Origin of the sequence: Frateuria defendens (assembly GCF_001182895.1) — a bacterium.
GTDB lineage: Bacteria > Pseudomonadota > Gammaproteobacteria > Xanthomonadales > Rhodanobacteraceae > Frateuria_B > Frateuria_B defendens.
The window spans coordinates 77,327-94,202 of the sequence record NZ_LFQR01000030.1 but is presented as its reverse complement, the minus strand read 5'-3'; the positions used below and the strand labels follow the sequence as shown (position 1 = coordinate 94,202).

Sequence of the window (16,876 nt, the reverse complement as noted above, 5' to 3'; positions counted from 1 at the left end):
CGCCCTTCCTTCATCGTTCTCTACGCAACCAACGCGCTTACATGCGATCGCGCGCCACCGTGATCTCGGTGCGCTTGCGCAGCGCCTGGATGTAGCCCTCGGTGGCGATGCCGCCGTAGGCCTTGAGCATGCTCTGGCGCAGCGCATCGCGCTGTTCCTTGCTGATCTTGGACAGGTCGGCGTCCTGCACCTTGTCCACGGCGAGCAGCGCATAGGAGCCGCCCAGCATCGCCACGCTGTCGAACTGCGACTTGCCCTGCTCCGGGTGCGGCAGCAGGAACAGTGCATTGCGCACTGGCTCCGGCACGCCGTCCTGCACGCGCAGCGCCTCGTGCACGCTCTGCACGCCGCCGCCGACGGAGGCGGCGACCGCCGTCATGTCCTCGCCCTTGCGCAGGCGCTGCAGCAGGTCGCCCGCCTGCTTCTTCGCCACAGCTTCCACGCGCTCGTCGAGAACGCGCTGGCGGATCGCATCGCGCACCTGCGCCAGCGCGCGCGGCGCCGCCGGGGTGTGCTGGTCGATATGGATCACCACCGCGTGGCCGGGGCCGATTTCCAACAGGCCGGAGTTGTTGCCCTGGGCCAGCACGTCGTCGGAGAACGCCGCGGCGATCACCTTGGGATTGGCGGCGATTCCGCTGCCACCCTGGCGCGCGAACGGGCCGGCGTCCTTGATGGTCAGGCCGAGGGCCTGCGCCGCGGGCTCCAGCGACGAGGGGTTCTGGTAGGTCTTGTCGGCCAGCTTGCCGGCCAGCTCGTTGTACTGGCGATCGCGGGCCGTATTCGCCAGCTCCTGCCCCAGTTGGCCGCGCACTTCCTCGAACGGCTTCACGTCGCCGCTGCGCACGTCGCGCAGCCACAGGATGTGGTAGCCCTCGTCCGACAGCACCGGCTTGGAGACCTGGCCCTTCTGCAGGCCGAACAGCGCCTCGTCGAAGGCCGCGTTGGTGACGCCCTTCTCCAGCCAGCCCAGGTCGCCGCCCTGGCGCTTGGAGCCGAGGTCGTCCGAATCCTGCGCGGCGAGCTTGGCGAAGTTGTCCGGCCTGGCCTCGCCGGCGACCTGCTCGGCCTTGGCCAGCGCCGCCTTCTGCTGTGCCGGCGTGGCGTTCTTGGGTACGTTGATCAGGATATGCGAGACCAGGCGCTGCTCGGGCTGCACGAAGCGCTGCTTCTCCTCGGCGTAGCGCTTGCGCAGTTCGTCCTCGGTCGGCGGCGCGGGCGGCTTGAGCGCGCTGCCATCGACCTCGAGGTAGTTCACCGTGACCTGCTCGGGATTCATGAAGTCGGCCTGGTGCGCCTTGTAGTAGGCGTCGATGTCCGCGTCGGCGACCTTGCTGTCAGTGAGCGCCGGACGCGGCAGCGTGAAGTAGCGCAGGTCGCGGCGCTGCAGGCGCAGGTTGAGGAAGCGGTCCATGTCCGCCTCGGTGATCACGGTGCCGGCGGCGATCGCGTTCGGCAGCATCTGGATGGCCAGCGACGAGCGCACGTCGCTCTCGAACGAAGCCGGCGTCTGCCCCGCGCTGGCGAGCGCCGAGCGGTACGTGCCCGCATCGAACTGGCCGTTGACCTGGAACGCCGGGATGTTGGCGATCATGTCGCGCACCGCCTGGTCCGGCACCCTCATGCCGAGGTCGTCATTGGCCTTGGTGAGCAGCTGCTGGTCGATCATCGCGTCGAGCACGCGCTGCTTCATCGCCGGCTGCTCGTAGATGCTGGCGTCGAAGCTGTCGCCGAGCCGCGCGCTGTCGTCCTGGCGCAGGCGGTTCAGCCGCTCCTGGAGCTGCTGCTGGGAGATCTCATGCTTGCCGACCTTCGCCACGTAGGTATCGGCCTGCGACATGAAATACGACTCGATGCCGAAGAATGCGACGGCAAAGACGCAGATGCCGAGGACGACGATGGACGGCCATCCGTGGAGCTTGTTACGCAATGCCTGCAGCATGAACCCTTCCCGAAATCTGTTGTGGCGCAACGGATGCGCGAAGCATAAATGACAAGGGCGCCACGCGGGCGCCCTTGCTGACTAATGGCGGAGCGGACGGGACTCGAACCCGCGACCTCCGGCGTGACAGGCCAGCATTCTAACCGGCTGAACTACCGCTCCGCGTTTTTCTGGTGGGTGCTGTAGGGATCGAACCTACGACCCTCGCCTTGTAAGGGCGACGCTCTACCGCTGAGCTAAGCACCCGAAACCAAGCGGTGAGCCGCTCAGTTTAGGGCATCCTTGAGCGACTTGCCAGCCTTGAACGCCGGGACCTTCGAAGCCTTGATCTTGATCGTCTCGTTGGTGCGCGGGTTGCGACCGGTACGCGCCGCGCGCTTGCGCACGGTGAAGGTACCGAAGCCGACCACCGAGACGTCGTCGCCCTTCTTCAGCGACTTCTGCACGACCTCGAAGAAAGCCTCGAGCGCGCGGCCCGCGTCGGCCTTGGTGAGCTCAGCCTTCTCGGCGATGGCATTGATCAGATCGGTTTTATTCATTGAGACACTCCCTTATACGGTTTTTTGCGGCCCGCGTAGTCAGTCTGGGACGAGACGACGCCGCCACTGTAACTTGGCTCCTGGAAGGCGCCGCCTCGCAACCCCGCATCGCTGCGCCTGGACGCTGCGCCGGGACTGCGGTGCGGCCTTTATACCAGCGCCCTGTCAGACAGCGCAATACAAGCAATACCAAGGGTTTCGGCCGATTCACGAATGACTGCCGCCCCTTGCAAAATCGCTCGATTGCCTTTAAACGCGCGTCGCAAAAACGCGCTTGCGCGCATGCAAAACAAAAGCCGCCCGACGCATCGCCGGGCGGCCTCGATCGAGGACGCGAGAGCGCTTCGTCAGTGCGCCCGCGAACGCGTCTCCGCGGTTTCCTCCGCGGGGCTCTCCACCTTGGCGATCTCCTCGCCATCGCCATGCTCGGCGCTGGCCGGGCGCAGCGGGCTTTCCAGCGCGATGTCGAGCACCTCGTCGATCCAGCGCACCGGATGGATATCCAGCGAGGCGGTGACGTTATCCGGAATGTCAGCGAGATCCTTCTTGTTCTCTTCCGGAATGATCACCGTGGTGATGCCGCCGCGATGCGCAGCCAGCAGCTTCTCCTTGAGGCCACCGATCGGCAGCACGCGGCCGCGCAGCGTGATCTCGCCAGTCATCGCCACCTCCGAGCGCACCGGAATCTTGGTGAGCGCGGAAACCAGCGCCGTGCACATGGCGATGCCCGCGCTCGGACCATCCTTGGGCGTGGCGCCCTCGGGCACGTGGATGTGCACGTCGAGCTTCTGGTGGAACTCCGGATCGATGCCCAGCCGGTCCACGCGCGCGCGCACCACCGACATCGCGGCCTGGATCGACTCCTTCATCACGTCGCCGAGCTGGCCGGTATGCACCAGCCGGCCCTTGCCCGGGACGATCGAGGCCTCGATGCTGAGCAGGTCGCCACCGACCGAGGTCCAGGCCAGGCCGGTGACCAGACCGATCTCGTTCTGCTGCTCCTTGCGGCCGAAGTCGAAGCGGCGCACGCCCAGGTACTTCTCCAGGTTCGACGAATCCACCTTGATCCGCCCGCTCGCCTTTTTGGCCGTCTTTACGGCCGAAGCCTTGGCGCCGGGCTTGGCCTTCTTCACCTCGCCCAGGGTGATCTCCTTGACCACCTTGCGGCAGATCTTGGACACCTCGCGCTCCAGGTTGCGCACCCCGGACTCGCGCGTGTAGTAGCGCACGATGTCGCGCAGCGCATCCTCTCTCACGCTCAGCTCTTCGGGCTTCAGGCCATTGGCCTTGATCTGCTTGGGCAACAGGTACTTCTGCGCGATCGCCAGCTTCTCGTCCTCGGTGTAGCCGGGGATGCGGATCACCTCCATGCGGTCCAGCAGCGGGCCAGGGATGTTGAGCGAGTTGGCGGTGGCCACCCACATCACCTCCGACAGATCCAGGTCCACCTCGAGGTAATGGTCGTTGAAGGCGTGGTTCTGCTCGGGGTCGAGCACTTCCAGCAGCGCCGAGGACGGATCGCCGCGAAAGTCCATCGACATCTTGTCGATCTCGTCCAGCACGAACAGCGGGTTCTTGCTACCCACCTTGTTGAGGTTCTGCACGATGCGGCCGGGCATCGAGCCGATGTAGGTGCGGCGATGGCCGCGGATCTCGGCCTCGTCGCGCACTCCGCCCAGGCTCATGCGGATGAACTTGCGGTTGGTCGACTTGGCGATCGACTGGCCGAGCGAGGTCTTGCCCACGCCGGGCGGGCCGACCAGGCACAGGATCGGGCCCTTCATGGTGGAAACGCGCTGCTGCACCGCGAGGTATTCGAGAATGCGCTCCTTGACCTTCTCAAGGCCGAAGTGGTCCGCATCGAGCACCTCCTGGGCCAGAGCGAGGTCCTTGCGCACCTTGCTGCGCTTCTTCCACGGCACGCCGACCAGCCAGTCGAGGTAGTTGCGCACCACCGTGGCCTCGGCCGACATCGGCGACATCTGCTTGAGCTTGCCGAGCTCCTGCTTGGCCTTGGCCAGCACCACCTTGGGCATGCCGGCGGATTCGACCTTGCGCTGCAATTCTTCGAGCTCGTTGGGGCCTTCCTCACCCTCGCCCAGCTCGCGCTGGATCGCCTTCATCTGCTCGTTGAGGTAGTACTCGCGCTGGCTCTTCTCCATCTGCGACTTCACGCGGCCGCGGATGCGCTTCTCGACCTGCTGCAGGTCGATCTCGCCGTCGACCAGGCCGATCAGGAGCTCCAGCCGCTGGCCGACGTCGGCGGTCTCCAGCACCTTCTGCTTGTCGGCCAGGCGCACGGTGAGGTGCGCGGCGATCGAATCGGCCAGGCGCGAGGGGTCGTCGATGCCAGACAGGGTGGCCAGCACCTCGGGCGGCAGCTTGCGGCTCTGCTTGACCAGTTGCTCGAACAGCGACACCAGGGTGCGCGAGATCACGTCCAGTTCGCGCTCCTTGGTGCTGTACACCGGCTCGATGACGTGCGAGCGGGCGGTGAGCATGCCGGCGTCGTCGTGGTACTCGTCGATGGCGACGCGCGATTGGCCCTCGACCAGCACCTTCACGGTGCCGTCCGGGAGCTTGAGCAGTTGCAGCACGCCGGCCAGCGTGCCGACCTGGTGCAGGTCCTTGATCGCCGGGTCGTCGATGTCCGGGCTCTGCTGCGCCACCAGCAAGATCTGGCGCTCGCCTTCCATGGCGCGCTCAAGCGCGCGCATGGACTTGTCGCGGCCCACGAACAGCGGGATCACCATGTGCGGATAGACCACCACGTCGCGCAGCGGCAGTACCGGCAGGCTGTCGAGGGCGGCTCCCGTGGTTACGGACGATGTGGCGCTCTTTGCCATCGATGGGGTTCCTCGAATGATGGATCGGGCTCGCCTCCGACACTGCGCCGGAGGCCCTGGTACGTCAAGTGGAGGCGGCTTCCCGGCCGCTCAAGGCCGGCCGGGACGCGCAAAAACGAACGGCCCCGGCAAGGCCGGGGCCGTTCATGCGGCATAAGGCTTGCCGGGGGTCAGGCCGCGTCGCCACCCTCGCCCGCCGCCCGCGGCTGCTGCAAATTGCCGCGGTAGATCAGGTAGGGCTCGGCCTGGCCTTCGATGACGGCGTCGTCCACCACCACCTTGCTCACGTGCTCCAGTGACGGCAGCTCGTACATGGTCTCGAGCAGCACCTGCTCCAGGATGGTGCGCAGGCCGCGCGCGCCGGTCTTGCGCTTGAGCGCCTTGCGGGCCACCGCCTGCAGGGCCTCCGGGCGGAACTCCAGCTCCACGCCTTCCATCTCGAACAGCTTGCGGAACTGCTTGGTGATGGCGTTCTTCGGCTCGGTGAGGATCTTCACCAGGGCCGCCTCGTCCAGTTCATCCAGCGTGGCCACCACCGGCAGGCGCCCGACGAACTCCGGGATCAGGCCGTAGCGCACCAGGTCGGCCGGCTCCACGTCGGCCAGCACCTTGCCCAGGTTCTCGGTGCGCTCCTTGCTGCGCACCTCGGCCGAGAAGCCGATGCCGGTGGTCTCGGAACGCTGCTGGATCACCTTCTCCAGCCCCGCGAACGCGCCGCCGCAGATGAACAGGATGTTCTTGGTGTCCACCTGCAGGAATTCCTGCTGCGGATGCTTGCGCCCGCCCTGCGGCGGCACCGAGGCCAGCGTGCCCTCGATCAGCTTGAGCAGTGCCTGCTGCACGCCTTCGCCGGACACGTCGCGGGTGATCGACGGGTTTTCGCTCTTGCGCGAGATCTTGTCGATCTCGTCGATGTAGACGATGCCGGACTGCGCCTTGTCGACGTCGTAGTCGCACTTCTGCAGCAGCTTCTGGATGATGTTTTCCACATCCTCGCCCACGTAGCCCGCCTCGGTGAGCGTGGTGGCGTCGGCGATGGTGAACGGCACGTTGAGCAGGCGCGCCAGCGTCTCGGCCAGCAGCGTCTTGCCCGAGCCGGTCGGGCCGATCAGGAGGATGTTGGACTTGCCAAGCTCCACCTCCTCGCTCTTCTGGCGCGACTCCATGCGCTTGTAGTGGTTGTACACCGCCACCGCCAGCGCCTTCTTGGCCCGGGTCTGCCCGATCACGTACTGATCGAGCGTCTCCATGATTTCCTTGGGCTTGGGCAGCTGGCTGCGGCCGGAGGCGGCCTTCTCTTCAAGCTCCTCGCGGATGATGTCGTTGCAAAGCTCCACGCATTCATCGCAGATGAATACGGAGGGGCCCGCGATCAGCTTGCGCACTTCATGCTGGCTCTTGCCGCAGAAGGAGCAGTAGAGGATCTTGCCGCCGTCGTTGGAACGGCCCTGCCGCTCGTCGCTCATGCTGTAACCCTGCTGTAAATCAGTTGCGAAGCCAGAATAGCACAGGGCTCCACCCCTGCATCCAGAGGCGGAGTCCTCATTCTGGCCGGTTGGATCGGCGCCGGAATCAGGCCGATTTGACCGTCTCGCCCAGGCGACGGTCGAGCACCGAGTCGATCAGGCCGTACTCGCGGGCGGTTTCGGCGCTCATGAAACGGTCGCGCTCCATGTCCCGCTCGATCCGGTCCAGCGGCTGCCCGGTGTGCTCCACGTAGATGTCGTTCAGGCGACGGCGCAGGTACAGGATTTCCTGCGCCTGGATCTCGATGTCGGTGGCCTGGCCGCGGGCGCCGCCCGAGGGCTGGTGGATCATCACGCGCGAATTGGGCAGCGAGTAGCGCTTGCCCTTGGCGCCCGCCATCAGCAGCAGCGACGCCGCGCTGCAGGCCTGGCCGACGCACATGGTACTGACGTCCGGCTTGATGAACTGCATGGTGTCGTAGATCGCCAGGCCGGCCGTGACGGCGCCGCCCGGGCTGTTGATGTACAGATGGATGTCCTTGTCCGGGTTCTCGGACTCGAGGAACAGCATCTGCGCCACCAGCAGATTGGCCACCTGATCGTTCACTTCGCCGACCAGAAAGATCACCCGCTCCTTCAGCAGGCGCGAGTAGATGTCGTAGGAGCGCTCGCCGCGGGCGGTCTGCTCGACGACGATGGGCACCAGGTTGAGGTTCTGGATCGGGTCCATGGCCATGTTGCGGCTCTCCGGTGAATGGGCCTGATTGGGCGGCCCGACCGCAGCGGTCGGGCCAGGCTGGTCAGTACGGTGGCGGATGGATGTCCGCTCAGGCGCCGACCGGGCGCATCACCTCGTCGAAGCCCAGGTTGTGCACGGTGGTCTTGGCATGTTCCGCCACCCATTCCGCGACCTGGTCTTCCATCACGCGATTCTGCAGCCCGGACATCAATTGGGGATCGCCGTTGTAAAGTTCAATGACCTTCTCCGGCTCCTCATAGGTCGAGGCGATCGCCGCCAGCTGCTCGGCGAGGCGCTTGCGATCCAGCGTGAGCTCCTGCTTGCGGGCGATCTCGCCCATCAGCAGGCCGGCGATCACCCGCTTGCGGGCCACGGGCTGCGCCGCCTCGATCAGCTGCGGCGGCGGCTGCTGGCCGCGCGGCACGCTGCCGGCGGCGAGGTTCTGGGCTTCGGACTGCACCATCAGGTTCGGCACCTCGACGCCCGCATGGGCCTCGGCGAGCTTCTCGGCCACTTCCGACTTCAGGCGGGCCAGCAGGGCGGCCTTCAGCTCGCGCTCGAGGTTGGCGCGAACCTCCTTCCGGAAGGCCTCCAGGTCGCCGTCGGCGATGCCGAACAGCTTGGCGAAGTCGGCATCGATCTCCGGCAGCTTCGGCTCCTGCACCTTCACGATCGTGAAGCGGCACTGGGCGGTCTTGCCGGCCAGCTGGTCGTTGCGGAAGTCTTCCGGGAAGGCGATCTCGGCCTCGAACTCCTCGCCCGCCTTGCGGCCACTCAGGACCTCGTCCAGCGCCTTGAACAGGGTGCCCGAGCCGAGCACGCTGCCAGCGCGCTCCAGGCCCTCGGCCGGGAAGCGGTAGTCGCCGACCTGGGCGGCGTACTCGAACATCACGAAATCGCCCTCGGCCGAGGCGCGCTCCACCGGGTCGAAGCTGCGGCGCTGCTGGCGCAGGGTCTCGATCATCTTCTCGATGTCGGCGTCGGTGACCTCCGCCACCGGACGCTCGATTTCCAGCGCGGCGACGTCGACCTCCGGCAGCTCCGGCATCACCTCGAAGGTGGCGGTGTAGGAGATCTCGCCGTTCTCCGGCTGGCCGGTGGTGTCGATCGCCGGGTTGGCGACCGGGCGCAGCTTCTCCTGCTCGAACGCCTCGCGCAGGGTGTTGCCGATCAGGTCGGACAGCGCCTCGCCGCGCACCTGCGCGCCAAAGCGCTGCTGGATCACCGTGGTCGGCACCTTGCCCGGACGGAAGCCCTTCAGGCGGACCGTGCGCGCCATCTCGGCGATCCGCGCGCTCACCTGCGACTCCAGCCGCTCCGCCGGGAACTTCACCGTGAGCTTGCGCTCGAGCTTGCCGACGTTCTCAACCGAAAACTGCATGAGATCTCCTGAATCATTCTCGTAACAGGCCCGCTCGCGGAGCCGGCCATGGATGTACCCGTACATGGTGCGAAAGGAGGGACTCGAACCCTCACGGAGTTACCCGCCAGAACCTAAATCTGGTGCGTCTACCAGTTCCGCCACTTTCGCATCGCCGGCGCAAGCCCCCTGCTCCGGATCCGCCGCGCGCAGGCGCTGCAGGTCCGTCCGGGGTCACCGTCTAAGTGGATGATTCCCTTACGCCCAAGCGAGCCATTTTACGGTTGGCGCCGCGCCATGCACAAGCGCGGCGCGGCGACGCGGCAAAGCAAAGAAAAAGGGACCCGCGCTGCGGATCCCTTGAAGTGGTGGGCCGTGTAGGATTCGAACCTACGACCAATTGATTAAGAGTCAACTGCTCTACCAGCTGAGCTAACGGCCCTACTAACTTTTCGATATGGGGTGGACGATGGGACTCGAACCCACGACATCCGGAATCACAATCCGGTACTCTAACCAGCTGAGCTACGCCCACCATAAAACCGGTATTTGGCGCGCCCGACAGGAATCGAACCTGCAACCGTCGGCTTAGAAGGCCGATGCTCTATCCGGTTGAGCTACAGGCGCTTGAGTCAAGCATAGTGCCTGCTGGTCGGGGCAGAGGGATTCGAACCCCCGACATCCAGCTCCCAAAGCTGGCGCTCTACCAGACTGAGCTATACCCCGTATAGCAATTCCTACTTGCCGAAGCTTCGAAATGCTACGGGTGGCACCTCGTCCAGTCAATCCTTGTCGAAGCGCACCGAACTTCTTTCCGTCCGGCTCCGCAAGAGGAAAACCGCTTGCGGATGAGTCGCGATGCAAGCACCGCATCTCGTCAGTAAATGGCGCGCCCGGAGAGATTCGAACTCCCGACCACCAAGTTCGTAGCCTGGTACTCTATCCAACTGAGCTACGGGCGCGTGGTAAACCGACTTGCCTTGCCGCCGAACCACCGAAGTGGAAGGCGCCGAAGCGAGAAGCGGAATTATTCAGATATGGGGCACGCGCGTCAACACTTTTTGTGAATTTTTTTTCGCGATGACATCGCCGCGTGCCTGAAGCGCATCGCTCACGCCCCTGCATTTGGACGTCCAAACACAAACGAGACCACCGGCACGCCAACGAAAAAGGGCGGCCGCGGCCGCCCTCTTCCATGATGCGGAAACCGCCTTACGAGCCGCTGTAGCGGTTCTGCACGGCAGGGTCGCCGACCTTGGCCGAGCCCGCATCGCCGCGCGGCGGCGGAGGCGGCGGCACCGTGCCGCCGGAGGCGTTCTTCGACCAGTCCGCCGGCGGCCCCGGCACGCGGCCGGCCATGATGTCGTCGATCTGCTGCGCGTCGATGGTCTCGTACTGCAGCAGCGCGTCGGCCATCACGTGCAGCTTGTCGATGTTGTCGGTGAGCAGCTGCCGCGTGCGTCCATAGGCGCGGTCGAGAATGTTGCGCACCACCTCGTCGATCTTGCGCGCCGTCTCGTTGGACACGTTCTTGTGCTGCGTGACCGAACGACCGAGGAACACCTCGTCCTCGTCCTCGCCGTAGGTGACCGGGCCGAGTTCGTCGGACAGCCCCCACTTGGTCGCCATGTTGCGCGCCATCTTGGTGGCCCGCTCGATGTCGTTGGAGGCGCCCGTGGTGACCTTGTCGGCGCCGAAGATCAGCTCCTCGGCCACGCGCCCGCCGTACAGCGAGCACAGCTGCGACTCGATCGCCACGCGGTTGATGCTGTACTTGTCGCCTTCCGGCAGGTACATGGTGACGCCCAGCGCGCGGCCGCGCGGGATGATGGTGACCTTGTAGACCGGGTCGTGCTCGGGCACCAGGCGGCCGACGATGGCATGGCCGGCCTCGTGGTAGGCGGTGAGCTTCTTCTCGTCCTCGCTCATCGCCATCGAGCGGCGCTCGGTGCCCATCAGGATCTTGTCGCGCGCCTTGTCGAGGTGGCTCATGCGCACCTCGCGCGCGTTCTCGCGCGCGGCGAACAGCGCCGCCTCGTTGACCAGGTTGGCGAGGTCCGCGCCGGAGAAGCCGGGCGTGCCGCGCGCGATCACCATCGGGTTGACGTCGCTGGCCACCGGCACCTTGCGCAGGTGCACCTTGAGGATCTGCTCGCGGCCCTTCACGTCCGGCAGGCCCACCACCACCTGGCGATCGAAGCGGCCCGGGCGCAGCAGCGCCGGATCCAGCACGTCGGGGCGGTTGGTGGCGGCGATCACGATGATGCCCTCGCTGCCCTCGAAGCCGTCCATCTCCACCAGCAACTGGTTGAGCGTCTGCTCGCGCTCGTCGTGGCCGCCGCCGAGGCCGGCGCCGCGGTGGCGGCCCACCGCGTCGATCTCATCGATGAAGATGATGCACGGCGCGTGCTTCTTGGCCTGTTCGAACATGTCGCGCACGCGGCTGGCGCCGACGCCCACGAACATCTCCACGAAATCGGAGCCGGAGATCGCGAAGAACGGCACCTTGGCCTCGCCGGCGATCGCCTTGGCGAGCAGCGTCTTGCCGGTGCCGGGCGGGCCGACCATCAGCACGCCGCGGGGGATCTTGCCGCCCAGGCGCTGGAACTTGCCCGGGTCGCGCAGGAACTCGACCAGTTCGCCGACCTCTTCCTTGGCCTCGTCGCAACCGGCCACGTCGGTGAAGTTGACCTTGATCTGGTCCTCGCCCTGCAGCTTGGCGCGTGAGCGGCCGAAGCTCATCGCCCCGCGCCCGCCGGCACCGGCCTGCATCTGCCGCATGAACCAGATGAACACGCCCACCATCAGGATGATCGGCAGCCAGCTGATCAAGAGGTTGAGCAGGGAGAAATTGTTGGGCGGCTCCTGGCTCACCACCACGCCCTTGGTCTGCATCTGCTTGACCACGTCGTTGGTGGAGAAGCCGAGCACGGGCGCCACGGTGCGGAAGCTGCTGCCGTCCTTGAGCTTGCCGGTGATGGTGGCGGGGTTGTCGGCGGCGATGTTCACGCTGGCGACGTTGCCGTTGTCCACGCTCTGCACGAAGCTGCTGTACGGCAGGTCGGACGAGCCCCCGTGCGGATTGAAGCTCTGGAACACGGTGAGCAACACCACCGCGATGATCAGCCAGAGCAACAGGTTTTTCGCCATTTCATTCATGCACGGTTCTCGCCGGTTGACCCGCCGCGGCCCTGCGGCCCGTGGCGAGTGCGTACACCTCCCGCGAACGCGCGCGGGAGGCCTTGGGTTTACGCATAGTTACGCGCGAAAACTCGGCGCGCAAGCTACGCAGGTAATCGTCGAAGCCGGCGCCCTGGAACAGCTTGATCAGGAAAGCGCCGCCCGGCTTGAGCCACTGCCGGGAAAAATCGAGCGCCAACTCGGCCAGGTCCATCGCCCGGATCTGGTCGGAAAGCGCCACACCACTCATATTGGGGGCCATGTCCGACAGCACAAGATCGACCAGTTGGCCGTCGAGACGGCGCTCCAACTCTTGCAGCACGCTCTCTTCGCGGAAGTCGCCCTGCAGGAAATCCACCCCCGCGATGCCCTGCATCGGCAGGATGTCCAGCGCCACCACGGTACCGCGCTCGCCCAGCCGCTGGCGCACCAGCTGCGACCAGCCGCCCGGAGCGGCACCGAGGTCGACCACGCGCATGCCGGGCTTGAGCAGGCGATCGCGCTCGATCAGCTCCTCGAGCTTGAACACCGCCCGCGAACGCAGCCCTTCGGCCTGCGCCTTCTTCACATAGACGTCATCGAAGTGCTCCCGCAGCCAACGGGAACTGCTTTTGCTGCGAGACATGGTCGACCACAAGGCAGGCTGAAGATAGGTGCATGATAACCTTTGCGTCCCAGCCATCGCGAATCCCGGACTGAACGCATGCCTCTCTCGCCCTCGCAGCGCCGCTACCTGCGCAGCCTCGCCCATGACCTCAACCCGGTCATCCTGCTCGGTGCCAAGGGCGCCACGGAAGCGGTGGTGAAGGAGCTGGACCTGGCGCTGTCCCACCACGAACTGGTGAAAGTGAAGCTTTCCGGCGGTGACAAGGAGGAACGCGAGGCGCAGATCGCCACCCTGGCCGACGGCACCGGCGCCGAGAGCGTGCAGCAGATCGGCCACATCGTGGTGTTGTTCCGCCGCAACGAGGACGAGCCCAAGCTCGCCCTGCCCCGCTGAGGCCGCCATGGATCTCACGCTCGACCGCCCCGGCGACTACCTGTTCGTGCGCCGCGTGGACGAGCGCCGCATCACGGTGGTGGACCGCGAGCTGGCCCGCAGCTTCCTGCTGGCGCCGGACCGGGTGATCGAAGACTGGCCGGTGACCAGCGCCCAGGCGCTGGACGCGCCCCACGTCGAGGACATCCTCGCCCTGCAGCCGGAACTGGTGCTGCTCGGCACCGGCGCGCGGCAGCAGTTTCCCGCCGCCGCCTTCCTGGCCGGCTTCCTGCGCCGCGGCGTGGGCATCGAGGTGATGGACAACGCCGCCGCGGCCCGCACCTACGGCCTGCTCGCCGGCGAGGGGCGCCGGGTGGTGGCGGCCTTCATCCTGCCCGCCGACTGAGCCGCGCGGCGGCCTCGCCGGGCCTGGGCGAGGGCCGCATGCTCCGGCGAATCCGGCATGTTGCTGCGCGCCTCGCCCACCGGCGCGGCGCGCGCGTCACCGCGCCGGCAGGTAATCCAGCGGATTGACCGGATTGCCATCGCGGCGGATCTGGAACTGCAGCTCGACCCGCGCCGCGCCGGTATCGCCCATGGCGGCGATCTGCTGGCCGGCGCTCACGCGCTGGCCTTCCTTCACCAGCCGCTGGCGGTTGTGGCCGTAGGCCGAGAGGAAGCTGTCGTTGTGCTTGATGATGATGAGCTCGCCGTAGCCGACCAGGCCGTTGCCGCTGTACACCACCACGCCGTCGGCGGCGGCGCGCACCGGGTCGCCCGACTTGCCGGTCAGCTCGATGCCGGGGATGGCGTCGCCGCTCTGGTAGCCCTTGATCAGCTTGCCGTCGGCCGGCCAGCGCCAGGCCACGCCGCCGGCCGCGCGCGTCGCGCCGCTCGGCACCGCGGCGGGCGGCACGGGCGCCGGAGCCGGCGGCTTGGCGGCGGTCTCGCCCGCCACCGGCACCACGGTGGTGGCCGCGACGGACGGCATGGCGGCACTGCCGCCATGCGCCGGCGATGACACCGGCGAAGGCGCCGCCGGCGTCGCGTGGCTCGCAGAAGCCGCAGCCACAGGCGCGGTGGCGGGCGCCGCGGGAGCGGGCGTCGGTGCCGGCTCGAACACCGGCGCCGCGCCGGCGGTGGAGGAGGAACGCGCCACCGTGGTCGCGCCGGGCGCCGCATGCGGCGAAGGCGTCGCGGCGACGACGCGCGCCGCCGGCTTCGCCCCGCTAGCGGGCGGCGACAGGCGCAGCGTCTGGCCCGGCCAGATCGTGTAGGGCACCGCGATGCCGTTCCATTGCGCCAGGTCGCGGAAATCGACGCCGTTGCGGAAGGCGATCGAATACAGCGTGTCGCCGTGCACCACGGTGTAGCTGCCGCCCGGCGCGACATGCCCACGCGCATGATCCGGACGCACGCTGCCGCCGCCGTGCCCCGACGCCGGCTCGACCACCACCGCACTGCGCGTGGTGCCGCAGGCGGCCAGCACCAGCACCCCCGCACAGACGGCCAGCCACCGGAACAGTTCCTTCATGTTCGCCAGCATACCCAGACACTCCCGACGTTATTACGGACGGCGCTTCGTGCACGGCGCCTAGCGCGACCAGAGCCACCAGGCCAGCAACAGCGCCAGCACGGCCAGCGCCGCCCAGCCGATGCGGTCGACGTGCCGGTGCAGGATACGCTGGGCCTTCTCGCCGAACAGGCGCACCAGCAGGGCCAGCAGCCACACGCGCTTGCCGCGTCCCACCGCCATGCAGGCGAGGAACGGCACCACCGGCACGCCGACGATGCCGGCAGCCCAGGTCACGAACTTCATCGGGATCACCGGCTGCAGCGCGGCCAGCATCAGCGCGCCCAGCATGGCGACCCAGTGCTGGTTCATGTCGTTGCGCAGGTTGCCCACCCAGGTGCCGATGGTCGCCTGCATGTGCGGGCCGAGCAGCGGCCGCACGCCCTCGTAGGCCCAGTGGCCCAGCGCGTAGCCAACCAGCGAGCCGAGCAGCGAAAACAGCAGGCTCCAGTTGGCATAGGAGAACGCCTTCTGCGGCCGCGCCAGCATCATCGGCGCCAGCATCACCTCGGGCATCACCGGGAAGATGAAGGCCTCGACGAAGCTCAGCCCCGCCAGGTAAGGCACCGCCCTGGGATGGCGCGCCCAGCCGAGGGCGCGCTCGTAGAGCTTTCCGAACAGACGCATCAGGCGCTTCCTTGACGGGGGATGCGCGGCATCAGCCGATGCCGCCGAGCAGCGGCACGAAGCTCACCGCACCGAGTTCTTCCTGGATGAAGTCGCCCTCCCCGTCGCCGCGCAGGCGCACCAGGGTCTGGCTGCTGGGCGAGCCGACCGGCGCCACCAGCACGCCGGTGGGCGTGAGCTGGTCGAGGATAGGCGTGGGAATGGCGTCGCCCGCGGCGGTCAGGATGATGGCGTCGAACGGGCCCTCGTCGGCCCAGCCCAGCTTGCCGTCGTCGTGGCGCGAGCGGATGTTGGCCAGGCCGAGCTGGCGGAAGCGCCGGCGCGCCTGGCGCAGCAGCTCCTCGATCCGCTCGACGGTGTAGACCTGCGGCACCAGGGTGGCCAGCACCACCGCCTGGTAGCCCGAGCCGGTGCCGATCTCCAGCACCTTCTGCGGCATGCCGAATTCGAGCAGCGCCTCGGTCATGCGCGCCACCACCCACGGCTGGGAGATGGTCTGGCCGTGGCCGATCGGCAGCGCGGTGTTCTCGTAGGCGCGCGAGTGCAGCGCCTGGTCGATGAAGTGGTGGCGCGGAATGGTGCGGATCGCCTCGACCACGTCCGGGTTGCGGATGCCGGCCTCCTTGAGCAGCCTAGCCAGGCGGTCGCGCGCGCGCTGCGAGGTCAGCCCCTCGCCCTTGAACGCCGACGGCGGCAGCGGATGCACGTTCATCGCTCAGGCCGCCTTGTCGCTCTGTCCGTCGGCCATCGCCTGCACCCAGCCGCTGACCTTCTCCAGCGCCTGGTAGCGGGTGAGATCGACGTGGATCGGGGTGATCGACACGTAGCCGCGCTGCACCGCGTTGAAATCGGTGCCGGGGCCGTCGTCCTCGACGCCGCCGGCCGGGCCGATCCACCAGATCGGACGGCCGCGCGGATCGCGCTGCGCGATGCACGGCGCGGAGCGGTGGCGCTTGCCCAGCCGGGTGACCTCGAAGCCGCGGATCTCGCTCCACGGCCGGTCCGGCACGTTGACGTTGAGGATGGTGTCGGCGGGCAGCGGGTCGACCAGCAGGCGCTGCATCAGCCGCAGCACGGCCTGGGCGGCGGAGTCGTAGTGCACGCCGTCGTGGTCGCGGCTGACCAGCGACACGGCGATCGCCGGCAGGCCCAGGAAGCGCCCTTCCATCGCCGCCGAGACGGTGCCCGAGTAGATCACGTCGTCGCCGAGGTTGGCGGAGTTGTTGATGCCGGAGACCACGATGTCCGGCTCGTGCTCGAGCAGGCCGGCCAGCGCCAGGTGCACGCAGTCGGTGGGCGTGCCGGCTACGCGGTAGTAGCCGTTGTCCATCCGGTGCACGCGGATCGGCGCGTCGAGGGTGAGGGAATTGCTGGCGCCGGAGCGGTCGCGGTCGGGCGCCACCACCGTCACTTCGCCGACCGCGCCGAGCCGTTCGGCCAATACGCGGATGCCGGGTGCATCCACGCCGTCGTCATTGCTAACCAGGACTCGCATCGTGATCCGTTCAGAACCCATGGCGGCACGCCCCAAGGAAATCGCGTGCCGGAGACCCCGAAGTCTACCCAACCAGACGGGCGGTTTCACACGGCGGCGTCCACAAACCGCACCGGCGTGGCCGCGCGCC

At 67.3% G+C, this 16,876-nt stretch carries 14 protein-coding genes and 8 tRNA genes; 2 read left to right on the top strand and 20 right to left on the bottom strand.

Annotation, left to right across the window (positions count from 1 at the left end; genetic code table 11):
• Positions 1-37: 37 nt before the first annotated feature.
• The 16 genes from ACH65_RS04960 to rlmE all read right to left on the bottom strand — a co-directional run bounded on the left by ACH65_RS04960 (position 38) and on the right by rlmE (position 12,697).
• Positions 38-1,942, bottom strand: a complete 1,905-nt coding sequence (locus ACH65_RS04960; RefSeq protein ID WP_049621471.1) for a SurA N-terminal domain-containing protein — start codon at positions 1,940-1,942, stop codon at positions 38-40.
• A gap of 85 nt (positions 1,943-2,027) precedes the next feature.
• A tRNA-Asp gene (locus ACH65_RS04955) sits at positions 2,028-2,104 on the bottom strand.
• Between the two features lie 9 nt (positions 2,105-2,113).
• Positions 2,114-2,188 (bottom strand) — tRNA-Val (locus tag ACH65_RS04950).
• Between the two features lie 20 nt (positions 2,189-2,208).
• The gene (locus tag ACH65_RS04945; RefSeq protein ID WP_049621470.1) at positions 2,209-2,481 is read right to left on the bottom strand and encodes an HU family DNA-binding protein; all 273 of its coding nucleotides are present in this window, start codon (positions 2,479-2,481) and stop codon (positions 2,209-2,211) included.
• Positions 2,482-2,828: 347 nt separating this feature from the next.
• Positions 2,829-5,327: an endopeptidase La gene (gene lon / locus ACH65_RS04940; RefSeq protein ID WP_049621469.1), complete on the bottom strand. Its 2,499-nt coding sequence runs from the start codon at positions 5,325-5,327 to the stop codon at positions 2,829-2,831.
• A gap of 170 nt (positions 5,328-5,497) precedes the next feature.
• The gene (clpX, locus tag ACH65_RS04935; protein ID WP_049621468.1) at positions 5,498-6,793 is read right to left on the bottom strand and encodes an ATP-dependent Clp protease ATP-binding subunit ClpX; all 1,296 of its coding nucleotides are present in this window, start codon (positions 6,791-6,793) and stop codon (positions 5,498-5,500) included.
• Positions 6,794-6,899: 106 nt separating this feature from the next.
• The gene (clpP, locus tag ACH65_RS04930) at positions 6,900-7,529 is read right to left on the bottom strand and encodes an ATP-dependent Clp endopeptidase proteolytic subunit ClpP (protein ID WP_049621467.1); all 630 of its coding nucleotides are present in this window, start codon (positions 7,527-7,529) and stop codon (positions 6,900-6,902) included.
• A 91-nt stretch (positions 7,530-7,620) separates the two neighbouring features.
• Positions 7,621-8,913: a trigger factor gene (gene tig, locus ACH65_RS04925; protein ID WP_049621466.1), complete on the bottom strand. Its 1,293-nt coding sequence runs from the start codon at positions 8,911-8,913 to the stop codon at positions 7,621-7,623.
• Positions 8,914-8,978: 65 nt separating this feature from the next.
• Positions 8,979-9,063, bottom strand: a tRNA-Leu gene (locus tag ACH65_RS04920).
• Between the two features lie 195 nt (positions 9,064-9,258).
• Positions 9,259-9,334, bottom strand: a tRNA-Lys gene (locus tag ACH65_RS04915).
• 16 nt (positions 9,335-9,350) lie between these two features.
• Positions 9,351-9,427: transfer RNA gene (locus tag ACH65_RS04910), tRNA-His, on the bottom strand.
• 15 nt (positions 9,428-9,442) lie between these two features.
• Positions 9,443-9,519: transfer RNA gene (locus ACH65_RS04905), tRNA-Arg, on the bottom strand.
• Between the two features lie 22 nt (positions 9,520-9,541).
• A tRNA-Pro gene (locus ACH65_RS04900) sits at positions 9,542-9,618 on the bottom strand.
• A gap of 159 nt (positions 9,619-9,777) precedes the next feature.
• A tRNA-Arg gene (locus tag ACH65_RS04895) sits at positions 9,778-9,854 on the bottom strand.
• Between the two features lie 250 nt (positions 9,855-10,104).
• The gene (ftsH, locus tag ACH65_RS04890; RefSeq protein WP_202594146.1) at positions 10,105-12,051 is read right to left on the bottom strand and encodes an ATP-dependent zinc metalloprotease FtsH; all 1,947 of its coding nucleotides are present in this window, start codon (positions 12,049-12,051) and stop codon (positions 10,105-10,107) included.
• Positions 12,044-12,697 carry a 23S rRNA (uridine(2552)-2'-O)-methyltransferase RlmE gene (gene rlmE / locus ACH65_RS04885; RefSeq protein WP_049621493.1) on the bottom strand — a complete coding sequence of 218 codons (654 nt, stop codon included), beginning with the start codon at positions 12,695-12,697 and terminating at the stop codon, positions 12,044-12,046. Before rlmE ends, ftsH begins: the two co-directional genes overlap by 8 nt.
• A 78-nt stretch (positions 12,698-12,775) precedes the next feature.
• Between rlmE and yhbY the strand changes: the two genes are divergently transcribed.
• Positions 12,776-13,072 carry a ribosome assembly RNA-binding protein YhbY gene (yhbY, locus tag ACH65_RS04880; RefSeq protein WP_049621465.1) on the top strand — a complete coding sequence of 99 codons (297 nt, stop codon included), beginning with the start codon at positions 12,776-12,778 and terminating at the stop codon, positions 13,070-13,072.
• Positions 13,073-13,079: 7 nt separating this feature from the next.
• The gene (locus tag ACH65_RS04875) at positions 13,080-13,457 is read left to right on the top strand and encodes an Mth938-like domain-containing protein (RefSeq protein WP_049621464.1); all 378 of its coding nucleotides are present in this window, start codon (positions 13,080-13,082) and stop codon (positions 13,455-13,457) included.
• A gap of 96 nt (positions 13,458-13,553) precedes the next feature.
• On the opposite strand, the gene ACH65_RS04870 is transcribed toward ACH65_RS04875, so the two are convergent.
• The 4 genes from ACH65_RS04870 to surE are packed head-to-tail and all read right to left on the bottom strand — an operon-like array spanning position 13,554 to position 16,746.
• The gene (locus ACH65_RS04870; protein WP_049621463.1) at positions 13,554-14,597 is read right to left on the bottom strand and encodes a peptidoglycan DD-metalloendopeptidase family protein; all 1,044 of its coding nucleotides are present in this window, start codon (positions 14,595-14,597) and stop codon (positions 13,554-13,556) included.
• Positions 14,598-14,645: 48 nt separating this feature from the next.
• Positions 14,646-15,251, bottom strand: a complete 606-nt coding sequence (locus tag ACH65_RS04865; protein WP_049621462.1) for a YqaA family protein — start codon at positions 15,249-15,251, stop codon at positions 14,646-14,648.
• 31 nt (positions 15,252-15,282) lie between these two features.
• Complete coding sequence (locus ACH65_RS04860) at positions 15,283-15,963, bottom strand: protein-L-isoaspartate(D-aspartate) O-methyltransferase (RefSeq protein WP_049621461.1); 681 nt, start codon at positions 15,961-15,963, stop codon at positions 15,283-15,285.
• A gap of 3 nt (positions 15,964-15,966) precedes the next feature.
• Positions 15,967-16,746 carry a 5'/3'-nucleotidase SurE gene (gene surE, locus ACH65_RS04855; protein WP_049621460.1) on the bottom strand — a complete coding sequence of 260 codons (780 nt, stop codon included), beginning with the start codon at positions 16,744-16,746 and terminating at the stop codon, positions 15,967-15,969.
• Positions 16,747-16,876: the final 130 nt, after the last annotated feature.

Excerpts from the sequence above, each read along its gene's own strand:
- ACH65_RS04960 (WP_049621471.1), bottom strand. The coding sequence starts at position 1,942 with ATGCTGCAGGCATTGCGTAACAAGCTCCACGGATGGCCGTCCATCGTC.
- ACH65_RS04945 (WP_049621470.1), bottom strand. The coding sequence starts at position 2,481 with ATGAATAAAACCGATCTGATCAATGCCATCGCCGAGAAGGCTGAGCTC.
- lon (WP_049621469.1), bottom strand. The coding sequence starts at position 5,327 with ATGGCAAAGAGCGCCACATCGTCCGTAACCACGGGAGCCGCCCTCGAC.
- clpX (WP_049621468.1), bottom strand. The coding sequence starts at position 6,793 with ATGAGCGACGAGCGGCAGGGCCGTTCCAACGACGGCGGCAAGATCCTC.
- clpP (WP_049621467.1), bottom strand. The coding sequence starts at position 7,529 with ATGGCCATGGACCCGATCCAGAACCTCAACCTGGTGCCCATCGTCGTC.
- tig (WP_049621466.1), bottom strand. The coding sequence starts at position 8,913 with ATGCAGTTTTCGGTTGAGAACGTCGGCAAGCTCGAGCGCAAGCTCACG.
- ftsH (WP_202594146.1), bottom strand. The coding sequence starts at position 12,051 with ATGAATGAAATGGCGAAAAACCTGTTGCTCTGGCTGATCATCGCGGTG.
- rlmE (WP_049621493.1), bottom strand. The coding sequence starts at position 12,697 with ATGTCTCGCAGCAAAAGCAGTTCCCGTTGGCTGCGGGAGCACTTCGAT.
- yhbY (WP_049621465.1), top strand. The coding sequence starts at position 12,776 with ATGCCTCTCTCGCCCTCGCAGCGCCGCTACCTGCGCAGCCTCGCCCAT.
- ACH65_RS04875 (WP_049621464.1), top strand. The coding sequence starts at position 13,080 with ATGGATCTCACGCTCGACCGCCCCGGCGACTACCTGTTCGTGCGCCGC.
- ACH65_RS04870 (WP_049621463.1), bottom strand. The coding sequence starts at position 14,597 with ATGCTGGCGAACATGAAGGAACTGTTCCGGTGGCTGGCCGTCTGTGCG.
- ACH65_RS04865 (WP_049621462.1), bottom strand. The coding sequence starts at position 15,251 with ATGCGTCTGTTCGGAAAGCTCTACGAGCGCGCCCTCGGCTGGGCGCGC.
- ACH65_RS04860 (WP_049621461.1), bottom strand. The coding sequence starts at position 15,963 with ATGAACGTGCATCCGCTGCCGCCGTCGGCGTTCAAGGGCGAGGGGCTG.
- surE (WP_049621460.1), bottom strand. The coding sequence starts at position 16,746 with ATGCGAGTCCTGGTTAGCAATGACGACGGCGTGGATGCACCCGGCATC.